Source organism: Micromonospora sp. NBC_01392 (genome assembly GCF_045040125.1).
Taxonomy (GTDB): Bacteria; Actinomycetota; Actinomycetes; order Mycobacteriales; family Micromonosporaceae; genus Micromonospora.
Genome location: NZ_CP109549.1, coordinates 6,412,411 through 6,428,459 on the forward strand (window position 1 = coordinate 6,412,411; position 16,049 = coordinate 6,428,459).

The 16,049-nt window shown below is 73.8% G+C and carries 14 protein-coding genes; 5 read left to right on the forward strand and 9 right to left on the reverse strand.

Going from position 1 to position 16,049, the window contains the following annotated elements; genetic code table 11:
• Positions 1–131: 131 nt before the first annotated feature.
• Entirely contained in the window at positions 132–1,379 is a 1,248-nt protein-coding gene (locus tag OG767_RS27915; protein ID WP_405091172.1) for a phosphatidylserine decarboxylase, read from the forward strand.
• Between the two features lie 71 nt (positions 1,380–1,450).
• On the opposite strand, the gene OG767_RS27920 is transcribed toward OG767_RS27915, so the two are convergent.
• The 3 genes from OG767_RS27920 to OG767_RS27930 all read right to left on the reverse strand — a co-directional run bounded on the left by OG767_RS27920 (position 1,451) and on the right by OG767_RS27930 (position 4,680).
• Complete coding sequence (locus OG767_RS27920; protein WP_405091173.1) at positions 1,451–2,362, reverse strand: CDP-alcohol phosphatidyltransferase family protein; 912 nt, start codon at positions 2,360–2,362, stop codon at positions 1,451–1,453.
• Between the two features lie 345 nt (positions 2,363–2,707).
• Positions 2,708–3,610: an NUDIX hydrolase gene (locus OG767_RS27925; protein ID WP_405091174.1), complete on the reverse strand. Its 903-nt coding sequence runs from the start codon at positions 3,608–3,610 to the stop codon at positions 2,708–2,710.
• Positions 3,611–3,732: 122 nt separating this feature from the next.
• Positions 3,733–4,680 carry an NUDIX domain-containing protein gene (locus tag OG767_RS27930; RefSeq protein ID WP_405091175.1) on the reverse strand — a complete coding sequence of 316 codons (948 nt, stop codon included), beginning with the start codon at positions 4,678–4,680 and terminating at the stop codon, positions 3,733–3,735.
• Positions 4,681–4,824: 144 nt separating this feature from the next.
• On the opposite strand from OG767_RS27930, the gene OG767_RS27935 reads away from it, so the two are divergent.
• Positions 4,825–5,154, forward strand: coding sequence for a PspC domain-containing protein (locus OG767_RS27935; protein WP_405091176.1), 330 nt, complete (start codon positions 4,825–4,827; stop codon positions 5,152–5,154).
• A 7-nt stretch (positions 5,155–5,161) separates the two neighbouring features.
• Here the strand turns inward: OG767_RS27935 and guaA are convergent, their stop codons facing one another.
• Positions 5,162–6,718 (reverse strand): glutamine-hydrolyzing GMP synthase, encoded by a 1,557-nt coding sequence (gene guaA / locus OG767_RS27940; protein ID WP_107158871.1) that lies wholly within the window; start codon positions 6,716–6,718, stop codon positions 5,162–5,164.
• A gap of 119 nt (positions 6,719–6,837) precedes the next feature.
• Positions 6,838–8,520: an FAD-dependent oxidoreductase gene (locus OG767_RS27945; RefSeq protein WP_405091177.1), complete on the reverse strand. Its 1,683-nt coding sequence runs from the start codon at positions 8,518–8,520 to the stop codon at positions 6,838–6,840.
• A 132-nt stretch (positions 8,521–8,652) separates the two neighbouring features.
• On the opposite strand from OG767_RS27945, the gene OG767_RS27950 reads away from it, so the two are divergent.
• On the forward strand, positions 8,653–9,753 hold the full coding sequence (locus OG767_RS27950) for an LCP family protein (protein ID WP_405091178.1): 1,101 nt from the start codon (positions 8,653–8,655) through the stop codon (positions 9,751–9,753).
• Between the two features lie 6 nt (positions 9,754–9,759).
• On the opposite strand, the gene OG767_RS27955 is transcribed toward OG767_RS27950, so the two are convergent.
• From OG767_RS27955 to guaB, 3 genes are read right to left on the reverse strand one after another with little or no spacing between them, the layout of a single operon-like run.
• Positions 9,760–11,214, reverse strand: coding sequence for a M1 family metallopeptidase (locus tag OG767_RS27955; protein ID WP_405091179.1), 1,455 nt, complete (start codon positions 11,212–11,214; stop codon positions 9,760–9,762).
• A 26-nt stretch (positions 11,215–11,240) separates the two neighbouring features.
• Entirely contained in the window at positions 11,241–12,359 is a 1,119-nt protein-coding gene (locus OG767_RS27960; RefSeq protein WP_281938001.1) for a GuaB3 family IMP dehydrogenase-related protein, read from the reverse strand.
• A gap of 36 nt (positions 12,360–12,395) precedes the next feature.
• Positions 12,396–13,958 carry an IMP dehydrogenase gene (gene guaB, locus OG767_RS27965; RefSeq protein ID WP_405091180.1) on the reverse strand — a complete coding sequence of 521 codons (1,563 nt, stop codon included), beginning with the start codon at positions 13,956–13,958 and terminating at the stop codon, positions 12,396–12,398.
• 197 nt (positions 13,959–14,155) lie between these two features.
• Between guaB and OG767_RS27970 the strand changes: the two genes are divergently transcribed.
• Positions 14,156–14,560: a DUF5319 domain-containing protein gene (locus OG767_RS27970; protein WP_281938005.1), complete on the forward strand. Its 405-nt coding sequence runs from the start codon at positions 14,156–14,158 to the stop codon at positions 14,558–14,560.
• A 12-nt stretch (positions 14,561–14,572) separates the two neighbouring features.
• Here the strand turns inward: OG767_RS27970 and OG767_RS27975 are convergent, their stop codons facing one another.
• Positions 14,573–15,379, reverse strand: coding sequence for a response regulator transcription factor (locus OG767_RS27975; protein WP_405091181.1), 807 nt, complete (start codon positions 15,377–15,379; stop codon positions 14,573–14,575).
• Between the two features lie 252 nt (positions 15,380–15,631).
• Here OG767_RS27975 and OG767_RS27980 point away from each other — a divergent pair, with 252 nt between their 5' ends.
• The gene (locus OG767_RS27980; RefSeq protein WP_107159053.1) at positions 15,632–16,015 is read left to right on the forward strand and encodes a WhiB family transcriptional regulator; all 384 of its coding nucleotides are present in this window, start codon (positions 15,632–15,634) and stop codon (positions 16,013–16,015) included.
• Positions 16,016–16,049: the final 34 nt, after the last annotated feature.

The window sequence follows — 16,049 nt, forward strand, 5'->3', positions numbered from 1 at the left end:
GAGACCCCGCCTTCCGCCGTCCGGTCCGGGCCGCCCCGACCACGCCCGGCGCTCCCGTTCCGCCCCGGCCGGCCGGTCGCGTCGCCGTAGCGGTCCCCGTCCGTCCCTACCGCGTCAGGAGCTCGTCCGACATGACCCAGTCCCCCGCCGTGCGTGTCACCGGTCCGTCCGGTGCGGTCCGCGTCGGCGAGCGCGCCGCCCGCACGCTCGTCAGCGAGTTCGCCCGGCGTAACGACCCGAAGACCGGCCTGCTGGTCGGCGCGACCCCGGAGTCCGCGGTGCTGGCCGCGGCGATCGAGGCGCTGCTCCCGGGCGACCGGCTGGTCGTGGTGCCGGCGGAGGGCACCGCGGCGGCGGCGCTCCGCGAGCACGTGACGGCCCAGGGCCGCTGGGTCGCCGACCGGGTACGCGTGGTCGACACGCTCACCGAGGCGGACGCCGCCGCTGTGGTGTTCGTCGCCGAGCCGTTCACCGGCACCGCCGAGGAGGCCCGTGCCGCGGTGGACGGCCTGTCCAAGTACCTGGCCGACGGCGCGGTGCTCAGCGTCGCCGCGCCGCTGTTCCGCACCGAGGGCGCCGGCCCCGAGCTGGAGCGGCAGGGCGTGCTGCACGGCGTCCGCACCGACGTGGTGCTGCGCAACTCCCCGCCGGTCCGCGTGCACCACCTGCGCCTCACCCCGGCGCCGGCCGCGCTGGCGGCCTCGCTGTCGCCGGCGTACCGGCCGTCGAGCGTGCCGGTGACCCGGCAGATGCACATCGACTCCAACGGGGTGGCCGCCGCCGGCATCACGCTCGGCCTGGCCGCCCTGGCCCGGGCCGCCCGGCCGAAGTCCAGGCTCTGGCTGGTGCCGGCGTTGGCCGCGGCGCCGGTGGCCGCGTTCTTCCGGGACCCGCAGCGGGACGTCCCGGAGGACCCGTCGGCCGTGGTCGCCTCCGCGGACGGCCAGGTCCTGTCCGTGCAGCGGCTCACCGACGAGCGCTTCGGCGACGGCGAGTGGCTGCGGGTCGCGGTCTTCCTGTCGGTGCTGGACGTGCACGTCAACCGGGCTCCGGTGGCCGGCAAGGTGGTCGACTACTTCGTCGCCGACGGTGGTTTCGTCAACGCCATGAAGCCGGACGCCGAGCACAACGTGGCGGCGTACACGGTGCTGGACACCGACCACGGCACGGTGATCGTGGCGCAGCGCACCGGCCTGATCGCGCGCCGTATCGTGCAGCGGGCACCGGTCGGCTCGCTGCTGGCGAAGGGCGAGCGCTTCGGTCTGATCCGGTTCGGCTCGCGCACCGACGTCTACCTGCCGGTCGACGCCGCGGACCCGTTGGTCGGCCCCGGCGACAAGGTGATCGGCGGGTCGACGGTCATCGCCCGCTGGCGCTGACCCGCCCGCGACGTACGCGAAAGGGGCGCCGCTCTCGCGAGCGGCGCCCCTTTGGCGTTACGTGACGCGTGTCAGGCGTCGCGGCGCTGGTGCAGCCAGAGCAGCGGACCGCTGGCCAGGTAACCCACCACCACGAGGGCGAAGGTGAGCCGGATGTCGACGAGCGCGCCGACCACCGGGGCCACCCAGAGCCACGGCGGCAGCTTCAGCAGCCGGGCGAGCTTGGCGTAGGGGAAGCTGGACACCATCGCGAAGGCGAGCAGCGCCACGCCGGCGACCATGACCAGGCCGGGGACCGGCACGCCGATCGCCACGGTCAGGGCGAGCACCATCGCCGCCATGGTGGTCGGCACGCCGCAGAAGAACCGGCCGTCCTTCGGCGAGACGTTGAACCGGGCGAGCCGGATGGCCGCGCACGCCGCGACCAGGGCACACGCGACCGCGGCGGCGGCCGGCGGCACCGAGCCGGCCAGCGAGGCGTAGACCACCACCGGCGCGGCGAGGCCGAACGAGCACATGTCGGCAAGCGAGTCCATCTGCGCGCCGAACGGGCTGGCCACGCCGAGCTTGCGGGCCAGGGCGCCGTCGAGGCCGTCGAACGCGACGCACGCGATCAGGCAGACCGCGGCGAGCCGCACCTCGCCCTGCATGGCCAGGAAGATGGCCAGCATGCCGAGCATGAGACTGCTCAGGGTGCACGCGTTGACCAGCGCGAACTTGGCGCGCCGGGCGGCGGTGCGCTCGCCGGGCAGCAGCGGGATCGACATGGCCGGGGACTCGTCGACCGGCGCGGCCGGGGCGAGCGCCGGGCTGATCGGGCGTACCGCTTCGACGTCGGCGTCGAACCGGCCGTAGCGGAGACGCTGGCGGTCGGCGTAGCGGCGGTCGGGGGTGACCAGGTCGGTCCCGGGACCGGCCAGGCCGTCCCGGCGGCCCACCCGGACCAACAGCACCTGGCGGGCGAACGTGCTGCTGCGGCGCAACCGGCCCGCCCAGCGACGCCCTGCGGGGCGCGGACTGTCAGTAGTACGACGCCGGCGCCATGGGGCTCTCGGCACGTTTCCTCCATCACCGGATCGGCTGGCCGCCCACGTCGGGGCGGGTGTCCGGCTGTCTCGTGCCGGACCTTTCGGGCCCGGCAGCCCATTTGCGGAGTACACCATTGCACAGGGGACGGGGGCTTGGCGATAGCTGCCGGCGGTACTTATATCTGCCTCAACCGCACTAACCGCTCAGTTATTCCCATCTCGGGCCGCAACGCCCTTTTCTCTCCGTCATCCCTCTTCCCGACTGTACCGGAGGTGGCCCAGGGCGGCTCGGTGAGCGGTTCAGCTCACCCCGCGCCGGGTGGCCCGGACCGCCACCTCGGTCATCGACAGACCGGCCACCTGCGGTCGGGTGAACCAGGCGGCCCGGGCGGTGGAACCGCCGGCCAGCTCGGTCACCACCGCCTCGGTCGGCGCGTCCACCCGGACCCGGTAGATCACCCGGATGCCGTGCCAGTCCAGCGGGCGGCCCTCCGGGCCGAGCGCGGCGGGCGTGTGCAGGTTGTCCACCGCCAGCAACTCGACCACGCGGCCCAGTTGACCGGCCTCCTCGACCAGCTCGCGGAGCAGCCCGGCGGCCGGCTGCTCGCCGTGGTCGGTGCCGCCGCCGGGCAGGTGCCACCTGCCGGCGCCCGGATAGCCGGGGGCGATCATGGTGAGCAGCACCCGGTCGTCCGGGTCGGTGACCAGCCCGTACGCGGCGAAACGCTGCCGGCGGTCGGTGGCCGGCGCAGCCGGCAGCACCCGGGGCAGGTCGGCCGGCAGCGGCGACACGGGCAGGCCGAGCAGTTCGGCGCTGAACGGCATCAGCAGCCGGTCCGCGGCTTCGTCCGGGGTGAACCAGCCCAGCTCGTCGCTGCCGCCGGCCGGCTCGGGCCGCGACCGTCCGCCCCGGGCCTCGACCTCGAAGACCAGCCGGTCGGTGTGCACCGCCACCGCGTCGGCGCGGGAGACGGCCACGTCGGCGACCGCGGCGCGGATCGCGCCGACCGCCACGGTCAGCCCGGTCTCCGCGGCGAACCCGCGCACCACGGCGTCGGCCGGGTGCTCGGCGTGCTCGACCGCACCGCCGGGCAACTGCCACACCCCCGGGTACGGGCCCCCCGCCGCCCCCCGCGCCAACAGCACCCGCCCCGCCCCGTCCCGAAGAACCCCGTACGCCCCCACCCGCCGCCACCGCTCCACCCCGCACCCCTCCCCGGCCCATTCCAGCGTCGATCATGAGGTTAGCGGTCCCGGGACGGACATTTCGTCCCGCCAACCTCATGATCACCGACGCGCGGGCGGTGGGGGTGGGGTGGGGTGGGTCAGATGAGGTGGGCGGCCTGGACGGCCTCGGCCGTCACCTCGGTGAGGCGGTCGGTGGGGAGGGCGCCGAGTTCCTCGCGCCGGAACCAGCGGGCCTCGCACGTGGAGCCGCCGACGTCCGCCACGGTGGGCGGGGCGGGCTTGTCCACGACCACCCGGTAGAAGGCGCGGACGCCGTGCCAGTCGATCGGGTAGCCCTCCGGGCCGAGCGAGGCGGCGTCCCGGTGGCTGGCCACTCCGAGCAACTCGACCAGGCGGCCGGTCTGCCCGGTCTCCTCGACCAGCTCCCGGATCAGCGCCGCGGCGGGCTGCTCGCCGTAGTCGGTGCCGCCGCCGGGCAGGTGCCAGCAGCCGGCGCCCGGATAGCCGTCGGAGACGCGGGTCAGCAGCACCCGCTCCTCCGGGTCGGTCACCACCGCGTACGCGGCGAAGCGCTGCGCGCGGTGCAGCCCGTCCGGGCCGGGGACGGCGTAGAACGAGGGGAACTCGGGGACCTCCTCCGGCACCACGTCGTGCGAGGAGGTGGGCAGCCCCAGGGCACGCGCGGTGAACGACCGCAGCGGCAGCCCGCGGGCCTCGTCGAGGGTGAACCAGCGGGCCAGGTCGGTGGGGCGGTCGACCCGCTCGGTGAGCGTCCCGCCCCGCACCGACACGGTGTAGAGGAGGCGGTCGGTGTGGATCGTGATGTGCCGCTCGGGCAACGCCCGCATGTCGGCCAGCACGTCCTGGAGGCCGGCGACGGCGACGGAGAGCCCGGTCTCGGCCGCGGTCTCCCGGACGACTGTGTGCTTGGGGTCCTCACCGTGGTCGACCGCCCCTCCGGGGAGCGACCAGGTGCCGGGGGTGCCGGAGCGCTCCGATGCGCGGACCAGCAACACTCGGCCGTTCGAATCAGCACAAACTGCGTATGCCGCGATCCTGCGCAGCGGCTCCAGCGAGGTGGTCACGGGAGCAAATTCTCCCCGGCGGCCGTTACCTCCATCGAAAAGAGTCAGATTCCTGACTCTTTGCTGGCGCCTCAGGGACAGGTCAGGGTAGGTGTCCGGGCGGTCACCGAGGTCGCCCGCCGTCCGCCGCGCAACCGTGGACACATGACGTCCACGAACCCCTTCCAGCCCCCGTACAAGCAGCTCCGCCGGCCGGTCAGCGACCGCATGATCGCCGGCGTGGCCAGCGGCCTCGGTCGCTACTTCGCCGTCGACCCCACGCTGGTCCGGGTGGCGTTCGCGGTCACCACCGTGCTCACCGGCGGGCTGGCCGCGCTCGCGTACCCGATCATGTGGTTCCTGATGCCCGAGGAGCCGGCCGGCGCGCCCGCCTGGCCGCACCCGCCGGGCACCGCGCCCGGCTGGCCGCCGGTCCCGCCGGCCGGGCCGGGGTCGCAGGCCGGGCCGCAGGCGGGGCCGCCGCCCGCCGCCTGACCCGGCGTCACTCCCACTCGATGGTGCCCGGCGGCTTGCTTGTCACGTCCAGCACCACGCGGTTGACCTCGGCGACCTCGTTGGTGATCCGGGTGGAGATCCGGGCCACCACCTCGTAGGGCAGCCGGGACCAGTCGGCGGTCATCGCGTCCTCGCTGGAGACCGGGCGCAGCACCACCGGATGCCCGTAGGTGCGTCCGTCGCCCTGCACGCCGACGCTGCGCACGTCGGCCAGCAGCACCACCGGGAACTGCCAGACGCCCCGGTCCAGGCCGGCGGCGGTCAGCTCCTGCCGGGCGATCAGGTCGGCCTTGCGGAGCACGGCGAGGCGCTCCTCGTCGACCGCGCCGATGATCCGGATGGCCAGGCCCGGGCCGGGGAACGGGTGCCGCCAGACCATCGCCTCGGGCAGCCCCAGCTCCAGGCCGATCGTGCGGACCTCGTCCTTGAACAGCGTGCGCAGCGGCTCGACCAGGGAGAACTTCAGGTCCTCGGGCAGGCCGCCGACGTTGTGGTGGCTCTTGATGTTGGCGGTGCCGGTGCCGCCGCCGGACTCCACCACGTCCGGGTAGAGCGTGCCCTGCACGAGGAACTCCACGTCGCCGTGGGCGGCGATCTCCCGGGCGGCGGCCTCGAAGACCCGGATGAACTCGCGGCCGATGATCTTCCGCTTCTGTTCCGGATCGGTCACCCCGGCGAGCGCGCCGAGGAACCGCTCCCGCGCGTCGACCACCTTGAGCCTGATCCCGGTCGCCGCCACGTAGTCCTTCTCCACCTGCTCGGCCTCACCGGCCCGCAGCAGCCCGTGGTCGACGAAGACGCAGGTGAGCTGGTCGCCCACGGCCCGGTGCACGAGCGCCGCCGCGACCGCCGAGTCGACGCCGCCGGACAGGCCGCAGATGACCTCCTTGTCACCGACCTGCTCGCGGATGCGGGCGACCTGCTCGTCGATGATGTTCTCCGGCGTCCAGGTCGGGGCCACGCCGGCGATGTCGTACAGGAAGCGGGTCAGCATCTCCTGCCCGTGCGCGGTGTGCCCCACCTCGGGGTGGAACTGCACGCCGGCCCGGCGACCGGCCAGGTCCTCGAACGCGGCCACCGGGGCGCCCGCCGACTCGGCGGTCACCGTGAAGCCGGCCGGCGCCTCGGTCACGCAGTCGCCGTGGCTCATCCAGACCGGCAGGTCGGCCGGCAGGTCGCGGAGAAGCACACCGGGCTCGGTCAGGCGCGGACGCAGCGGGGTGCCGCCGTACTCCCGGTTGCCGGTGCGCGAGACCGTGCCGCCGAGCGCCTGGGCCATCGCCTGGAAGCCGTAGCAGATGCCGAAGACCGGCACGTCGGTGTCGAACATCCCGGCGTCGATCTGCGGGGCGCCCGGGGCGTAGACGCTGGACGGGCCGCCGGACAGGATGATCGCGGCCGGGTTCTTCGCCAGCATCTCGGACACCGGCATGGAATGCGGGACGATCTCCGAGTAGACCTTCGCCTCGCGGACGCGGCGCGCGATGAGCTGGGCGTACTGGGCTCCGAAGTCCACCACGAGGACGGGGCGAGGCGTGCTCATGTGCGCAAAGCCTACCGACAGTCACCGGGCCGCCGGACGCGCCCCGGCGGTGTCGCGCCTCGAATGTGTCAACAGGGGGCCCTGCCTCTACCGGAGGCGTTAAGAGGGGGCCCCTCCTTTCACCGCAACGCGGCGGGGGCGTGCGGGGGGACCGCCGGCGTGTGCGGCGCCACGGGCGCCACCCGGAGGTACGCCGAGCCCGGCGCGGGGCGGGGGTCCGGGTCGCCCTTGTTGGGCCAGAACGACATCGCCCGCTCCGCCTGCGCGGTGATCGTCAGCGACGGGTTGACGCCCAGGTTCGCCGAGACCGCCGCGCCGTCCACCACGTGCAGCCCCGGATGGCCGTACACCCGGTGCCAGGGGTCCACGACGCCGTCGGCCGGGGTGGCTCCGATCACCGCGCCGCCGAGGATGTGCGCGGTCATCGGGATGTTGAACGGCTCGGTCACCGCGCCGCCCGGGGTGCCGTCGATCTCCTCGGCGAGCAGCCGGACCGCCTCGTTGCCGGCCGGGATCCAGGTCGGGTTGGCCGCGCCGTGACCCGGCCCGCTGACCAGCCGGCGGCCCCGCCAGCGGGTGGTCAGCGAGTTGTCGACCGACTGCATGACCAGCGCGATCACGGTGCGCTCGGACCAGCCGCGGACGGACAGCATCCGGGCCGCCAGCCCCGGCTGCCGGACGATGCTGCCCAGCCACCGCCGGACCCGGTGCGGCCCGCCGTCGACCAGCAGCGACTGGAGCAGGCCCATCGCGTTGGAGCCCTTGCCGTAGCGGACCGGCTCGATGTGGGTCTGCGGATCGGGGTGGAACGAGCTGGTGATCGCCACCCCCGCCGAGAAGTCCAGACCGCGCCGCCGGGCCGCGCCCGAACCCACCGAGGCGCCGAGGATCGCCTCCGAGTTGGTCCGGGTCAGCTCGCCCAGCCGGGGCGAGAGCGCCGGCAGCGCGCCGGTCGCCTTCATCTCGTGCAGCAGCCGCTGGGTGCCGAGCGCGCCGGCCGCGAAGACCACCTGGTCGGCGTGGATCACCGCGCGGCGCTTGCGCAGCCAGGCCCCGGTACGCGCGGTGTGCACCGTGTAGCCGCCGGCCGGGTCGGGGCGTACCGCGGTCACCGTGGTCAGCGGGTGGACCTGCACGCCGAGCCGCTCGGCCAGCCAGAGGTAGTTCTTGACAAGCGTGTTCTTCGCGCCGTGCCGGCAGCCGGTCATGCACGACCCGCAGTGGCTGCACCCGGTGCGCTCCGGCCCCACCCCACCGAAGTACGGGTCGGGCACCCGCTGGCCCGGGCGGCCGATGTGCACGCCGACCGGCGTCGGGTGGAACGTGTGCGCCACGCCCATCCGCTCGGCCACCGCCCGCATGGCCCGGTCCGCGCCGGTGTCGATCGGGTACGTGGTCACGCCGAGCATCCGCTTCGCCTGGTCGTAGTGGCGGGCCAACTCGTCGCGCCAGTCGGTGATGTCCCGCCACTGCGGGTCGGCGTAGAACGCGTCCAGCGGCTCGTAGAGCGTGTTCGCGTAGACCAGTGAGCCGCCGCCCACCCCGGCGCCGGAGAGGACCAGCACGCCGCCGCCGGCCTTCCGGTCGGCGGACCGGAGCAGCGTGATCCGCTGGAGGCCGAAGCAGCCGAGTCGCGGTGCCCACAGGAACCGTCGCGCGTGCCAGGACGTACGCGGGAACTCCTCGTCGGCGAAGCGGCGGCCGGCCTCCAGGACGCCCACCGAGTAGCCCTTCTCGGCCAGCCGCAGCGCGGTGACGCTGCCGCCGAAACCCGAACCGATGACGACCACGTCGTAGCGCATGAAGGCATCATTACCGACGGGTAGCTATGGCGCCAGCACGCGTTTTTCGCAGATCATGCAGAGCGCTCGACCGCCGGTGCAACCTCTGGTACCCCCGGACGCGTCGAATCCGACGGGGAGAGGAAAACAACCGTGACGAGACGACGCCTGTTGGGCCTGGCCGCCCTGGTGGCGGCACTGCTGGTCGCCGGTGGGGCGGTGGCGGCCACCCGACTGACCGGGCACCACACGCCGACCCCTGCCGCCGCGCCGGCCACCTCGCCGCCCGGCACGCCCACGCCGGCGCCGACCACCGCCAGCCCCACCCCGCCGCCCGGCGCCGACCTGACCGGCCCGCTCAACCTGATGCTCGTCGGCGTGGACACCCGGGTCAGCATCCCCGGCTGGGAGCCGCACGCCGACGCCGTGCTGGTGCTGCACGTGCCCGCCGGGCTGGACCGGGCGTACCTGTTCTCACTCCCCCGCGACCTGGTGGTCGACATCCCCGCCTACCCGAAGGCCCGCTACCCGGGCGGGAAGACCAAGCTCACCCACGCGATGAGCTACGGCAGCCGGGTGCCCGGCGACAAGGCCCACCCCAGCACCGCCCAGGGGTACGACCTGCTGCGCGCCACGGTCGCCCGCTACACCGGGCTGCGCATCGACGCCGGCGCGGTGATCACGTTCGGCGGCTTCGACAAGCTGGTGGACACGCTCGGTGGCGTCGACCTCTACGTCGACCAGAAGGTCGCCTCCCGGCACCGCCGGCCGGACGGGACGATGCGCCCGCTGGGCGGCGGCGGGTACACCGGGCCGCAGATGGTCTACCAGAAGGGCCGGCGACACCTGGTCGGCTGGCAGGCGCTCGACTACGCGCGGCAGCGCTACACCGCCGGCGGCGACTACACCCGGCAGCGGCACCAGCAGCAACTGCTCCGCGCGCTCGCCGGCAAGCTCCTCGACCAGGGCACCGCCCGCGACCCGCAGCGGGTCGAGCAGGTCGTCGCCGCGCTCGGCAAAACCCTGGTGTACGTCGGCGGCGGCCGGAAGCTCGTCGACTTCGCGTACGCGCTGGGCGGGATGCCGACGGACCGGATCACGCTGGTCGGGCTCCCCGGCACCGGGGTGGGCAGCGGCGGCGCGTACCGCGGCGAGCAGCTCCAGCCGCTGGGCCGCGACTTCCTCACCGCGTTGCGCGGTGGCCGGGCCGACGCGTTCCTGGCCGCCCACCCGTCGCTGCGCGTCCGGACCTGACGCGCCTCACCTGGATTTCGGCAGCGGCGGGCGCTCGGTGCCGAACAGCCACGCGTCGAAGACCTTGTCGAGCTGCTTCCCGGCCACCCGCTCCGCCAGCGTTACGAAATCCGCGGTGGTGGCGTTGCCGTTCTTCCGCTCGGCCGCCCAGGCCCGCAGGATGCCGAAGAACCTGGTGTCGCCCACCGCGATCCGCAACGCGTGCACGGTCATCGCACCGCGGTCGTAGACCGAGCTGCCGAACAGGTTCTCCACCCCCGGCTTGCCCGGCGGCGTCCGCCACACCTGGGCGGAGGCGCCCGCGTACTTCTGCTCGAACGTGCGCTGCACGGTCGAGGACCCGCTGTGCTCGGCCCAGAGCCACTCGGCGTACGTGGCCAGGCCCTCGTTGAGCCAGATGTCCTGCCAGCGCTGGATGGAGACGCTGTCGCCGTACCACTGGTGGGCCAGTTCGTGCGCCACCACCTCGGTGTTGTCGCCCTGCCGGAAGAAGCCGGCCGAGTAGACCGGCCGGCTCTGCGTCTCCAGCGCGTACCGGATCCGGGAGTCGGCGACCACCACACCCCCGTACGCGTCGAACGGGTACGGCCCGAACAGGCTCTCCAGGTAGTCGGCGACCTCGACGGTACGGGCGATCGAGCGGTCCGGCGCACCCTCGGGCAACTGCGTGGTGACCGCGCTGAAGACCGGCCGGCCCTTGTGCTCGGCGGTGGTGACCCGGAACTTCCCGATCGCCACGGTGGTCAGGTAACTGGCCATCGGCGAGGCCTCCGACCAGCGCCAGGTGGTCCAGTCGCCGGCCGTCGACCTCCCCTTCGGCACGCCGTTGCCGACCGCCGTCAGCCCCTTCGGCACGGTGATCTCGACGTCGTAGGTGGCCTTGTCCGACGGGTGGTCGTTGACCGGGAACCAGGTGCTCGCCGACTCCGGCTGGCCGAGCGCGATCGCCCCGTCGGCGGTGTGCAGCCAACCGCCCTCGCCGAGCGCCTCGGTACGCAGCGGCGTCGGCTTGCCGTCGTACCGGATCTCGGTGACGAAGCCGTTGCCGGTGGTGAGCCCGGTGGCCGGCGTGACGACCAGTTCGTCGTCGGTGCGGGCGTGCCGGGCGGCGGCGCCGTCCACGGTGACCGAGCGGACGGTCAGCCCGGCCAGGTCCAGGTTGAACGCGGACAGGTCGGCGGTCGCGGTGGCCCGCACCGTGGTGGTCCCGGTGAGCTTGTCCGTCTCCGGGTCGTAGCGCACCTTGATGGCGTAGTTCGCGACGTCGTAGCCGCCGTTGCCGTAGCTCGGGAAGTAGCTGTCGCCGACGCCGGCCGCGCCGGGCGCGAAGCTCCGGGCGGCCGTGGGACCGGGCGCGGTCGTCGCGGCGCCCCGGTCCGGTTCGGTCGGTCCGCAGCCGGCCAGCAGCAGCGTCCCGCAGGCCAGCAGCCCGAAACCTCGTCGTCCGCGGCGCCGCGTCATCGTCCCGATCCCTTTCGAATGCCTGCTCAGCGGTCCAGGACCAGGCCGACCTTCTGGAACTCCTTGAGGTCGCGGTAGCCGCACTTCGCCATCGCGCGGCGCAGGCCGCCGAAGAGGTTGAGCTGCCCGTCCGGCTCGTCGGCCGGGCCGAACAGCAGCCGCTCCATCGAGCCGATCGGCTCGCCGGCCACCTCGAACGCGCCCCGGGGCAGCGACGGGTGGCTGGCCGCCGAGTGCCACCAGGCGCCGCCGGCCGGGGCCTCCTCGCAGAGCGAGAGCGGCTCGCCGAGCATCACCGCGTCCGCGCCGCAGCCGAGCGCCTTGGCGATGTCGCCGGAGGTCTGCATGTCGCCGTCGGCGATCAGGTGGACGTACCGGCCACCGGTCTCGTCCAGGTAGTCCCGGCGGGCCGCGGCGGCGTCGGCGATCGCGGTGGCCATCGGCACCCGGATGCCGAGCACCGACTCGGTGGTCGACCAGTCGTCGCCGCCGATGCCCACGATCACGCCGGCCGCGCCGGTACGCATCAGGTGCAGCGCGGTCTTGTAGTCGGTGCAGCCACCGACGATGACCGGCAGGTCGAGGTCGGCGATGAACTCCTTGAGGTTAAGCGGCTCGTCGGTGGTGGAGACGTGCTCGGCGGAGACCAGGGTGCCCTGGATGACCAGGATGTCCACGCCGGCGTCCAGGATCACCGGGGCCAGCGCCAGGGTGTGCTGCGGCGAGACCCGGACGGCCACCGTGCCGCCGCCTTCCCGCAGCTCGCGGACCCGCTCGGCGATCAGGTCGGGGCGGATCGGCTCGGCGTAGACCTCCTGGAGCCGCTTGGTGGCCCGGGCGTCCTCGCCGAGGCCGGCCAGCTCCTCCAGGATCTTGGCCGGGTTCTCGTAGCGGGTCCAGAGGCCCTCGACGTTGAGCACACCGAGGCCGCCCAGCTCGCCGAGGCGCACCGCGGAGGCCGGGCTCATGGTCGCGTCCGAGGGGTGCGCGACGCAGGGGATGCCGAACGGGTAGGCGTCGAGCTGCCACGCGGTGGAGACGTCGTCGACGTCCCGGGTGCGGCGGCTCGGCACGATGGCGATGTCGTCCAGGTGGTAACCGCGCTGCGCGGTCTTGCCCAGCCCGATCTCGACCACGTCACGCATGGGGACTCCAGGTGTGTTCGGGGGTGGAGGGAGAGGTCAGCGGGAGTGGTAGTTGGGTGCCTCGACGGTCATCTGGATGTCGTGCGGGTGGCTCTCCTTCAGCCCCGCCGCGGTGATCCGGATGAGCTGGCCACGCCGGTGCAGCTCCGGGATGCTCTCGGCGCCCACGTAGCCCATGGCGGCGCGCAGGCCGCCGGTGAGCTGGTGGGCGACCTGGGCGAGCGGGCCACGGTAGGGCACCTGACCCTCGACGCCCTCGGGGACCAGCTTGTCCTCGGCCATCACGTCCTGCTGGAAGTAGCGGTCCTTGGAGTACGACTTGCCCTGACCGCGCGACTGCATCGCGCCGAGCGAGCCCATTCCCCGGTACGCCTTGTACTGCTTGCCGTTGATGAAGATCAGCTCACCGGGGCTCTCCTCGCAGCCGGCCAGCAGGCTGCCGAGCATCACCGTGTCGGCGCCGGCCACCAGCGCCTTGGCGATGTCGCCGGAATACTGGATGCCGCCGTCGCCGATCACCGGCACGCCGGCCGGCCGGGCGGCCCGGGCCGCCTCCATGATCGCGGTGACCTGCGGCACGCCCACCCCGGCCACGATCCGGGTGGTGCAGATGGCGCCGGGCCCCACGCCCACCTTGACGCCGTCGGCGCCGGCCTCGACGAGCGCCTTCGCGCCCGCGTACGTGGCGATGTTGCCGCCCACGATGTCGATGGTCACGTCCCGCTTGAGCCGGGCGACCATCTCCAGCACGGCCCGCTGGTGACCGTGCGCGGTGTCCACGATGACCACGTCGACGCCGGCGTCGACGAGCGCGCGGGCCCGCTTGTAGCCGTCCTCGCCCACGCCGACCGCGGCGGCGACCCGGAGCCGGCCCGCCTCGTCCTTGGTGGCGTTCGGGTACTGCTCGCTCTTGGTGAAGTCCTTGACCGTGATCAGGCCACGCAGCGCGCCGGAGCCGTCCACGATCGGCAACTTCTCCACCTTGTGGCGGCGCAGCAGGTCGAGCGCGTCGTCCTTGCTCACGCCGACCGGCGCGGTGATCAGCGGGGTGCGGGTCATGATGTCGCGGACCGGCGTGGCCGGGTCGGAGACGAAGCGCATGTCGCGGTTGGTCACGATGCCGACGAGCTGGCCCTGCCCGTCGACCACCGGCACGCCGGAGATGCGGTAGCGGCCGCAGAGCGCGTCGACGTCGCGGAGCGTGTCGTCCGGGCTGGCGGTCACCGGGTTGGTGATCATGCCGGACTCGGAGCGCTTGACCAGGTCGACCTGGAGCGCCTGGTCCTCGACGGAGAGGTTGCGGTGCAGCACGCCGATGCCGCCCTGCCGGGCCATGGCGATCGCCATCCGGCCCTCGGTGACGGTGTCCATCGCGCTGGAGAGCAGCGGCACGGTCAGCTCGATGTTGCGGGTGAGCCGGGTGCGGGTGTTCACCCGGCTGGGCACGACGTCCGACTCGCCCGGCTGGAGGAGCACGTCGTCGAAGGTCAACCCGAGCGGCACCACCCGGGCGGAACCGGCCGGCAACTCGGGCAGATGGCCGCCCAGCTCGCCGCCGTCGGGGCCGGCCGGGTTCTCGGTGCTGGGCGAATTCTCCACGATTGCTCCCCTGAGCTGGTCGAACGGGCTGCAGCGAGGCGGCGCGCGCGGACGCCGGCGCGCACCGGTGTGACGGCGCGTCGCCTCATCGTACCCACTGGCCCGGTTCGCCCCGGGCAGCGGCGGGCCCGGCGTAGGCCGGGCCACAGCGGGGCGGGGGGCGGGCTTTCCGGCGGCGCGGGGTCTACGGTGAGGGGGTGCACGACGAGCCCATCGACCCGTTCAACGGCGACCCGGCCGATCCGGCTGCCGGCCTGCACGACTCCGGCGAGGAGGACGCGCTCGACCCGCTGACCGAGGTCGAGCGCCAGGACGTGCTGGAGGATCTGGCCGATCTGGAGATCTACCAGGCCCTGCTCCAGCCGATCGGGGTGCGCGGCCTGGTGATCGAGTGCGAGGACTGCCGCGAGCCGCACTACTTCGACTGGGACCTGCTCCGGGGCAACCTGCGCCACCTGCTGAACTCGGGGCGGCCCCGGGTGCACGAGCCGGCCTACGACCCCGACCCCGACCACTACGTGAGCTGGGACTACGCCCGCGGCTACGCGGACGGCGTGCACGACACGCTCACCGAGGGCACGGACGACGCCGCGTCGGAGTGAACCCGGCCGGGCTCAGGCGACCAGGCCGGCCCGGAAACCGGCGGCCACGGCGTGCGCCCGGTCCCGGGCGCCGAGCTTGCGGAACAGCCGCCGGGCGTGCGTCTTGACGGTGTCCTCGGAGACGAACAACTCCCGCCCGATCTCCGCGTTGCTCTTGCCCTCCGCCATGCCGAGCAGCACCTGAAGCTCGCGCTCGGTGAGCCCGATCGCGCTGCGCGGGGTCCGCGCCGGGCGCTGGCCGGGGCCCGGCGGGGGCGTCTCCGCCCCCTCCGCCGCCGGGTCGTTGGCGTCCTCGCCACGCTGGACCGGCACCATCGTGGGCAGGCCCGCAGGGTCCGTCGCCGGCCAGCCCGGCCCACCCGGGGTACGCCCCGGCGCCGTCGGCCGGGTCGGCCCGCCGACCGCCGCCGCGTCCCGGGCGGTGTCGGCCACCCGGTGCCGGTTCGCCCGTCCCGGGGCGGAGAGCAGCAGCAGCGCCTTCGCCACCGCGCTGGTCAGGTCGTGGTCGGCGTTCTGGATCAGACCCCGCGCCCCGGCACTGATGGTGGCCGCCGCCGACTCCGACTCCTCGGCGCCGAGCAGCAGCACCGCGGCCTGGGGGGCGCGGGCGAGCACCCGCCGCACGAACCCGACGCTGTCCGGCCGGGTCAGGGCGGTGTCGGCCAGCACGACGTCGACCGGACGCTCGGCGAGCCGCAACATCACCTCGGGATCGGAGACGGCCGTCCGGACGGCGCCGGACAGCCCGAGCCGCGCCGCCGCGGAGGTCAGATTCTGGGCCGCCAATGGGGTCCGAACGCAGATCAGAACGCTACGCACTGTGGTCTCCTCTCCGACTCAGAGCAGACCACGTGCGGGTGGGGTCGGGAGGGGGTTCCGAGCAATCATCCGAACTTTTCCGACAGATGGGGCATATGCCACCGACTGTCCGAGGTTTTCGATCACAGATGTGTGAGCCGGGGACGGCCCGGGTACCGACTGGTCCATCCGGAACCGGCATCCCGCGCGGACCGCCGCCCGGTAGCTGGCCACGAACATTCTCCGCGGTGCCGCGCGGGAGGAGGGGTGCTGATGTCGAACGTACGTAGGCTGCCTGGACCCATCGTCGACCTCTGGGACTGGCAGCGGCTCGGCGCGTGCCGGGGCCGCGACAGCGCCCAGTTCTTCCACCCCGACGGCGAGCGCGGCTCGTCCCGCCAGCGCCGCGAGACCGGCGCGAAGACGGTCTGCCGCGCCTGCCCGGTGCGCGCCGAGTGCGCCGCGCACGCCCTCGCCGTCCGTGAGCCGTACGGCGTCTGGGGCGGCTTCAGCGAGTCCGAGCGGCTGCGGCTGCTCGCCCTCGGCTGGGAGGACCTGGCCGACCGCCGGCAGGCCCGGGTCGACATCGCCCGTCTCGAGGCCCGCCTCGGCCGGCCGCACAAGACCGCCGTTCCGGACCAGCGCAAGGTCGCCTGACCCGCGCACTTCCCGCCGCCGCGCCCCGCACCTC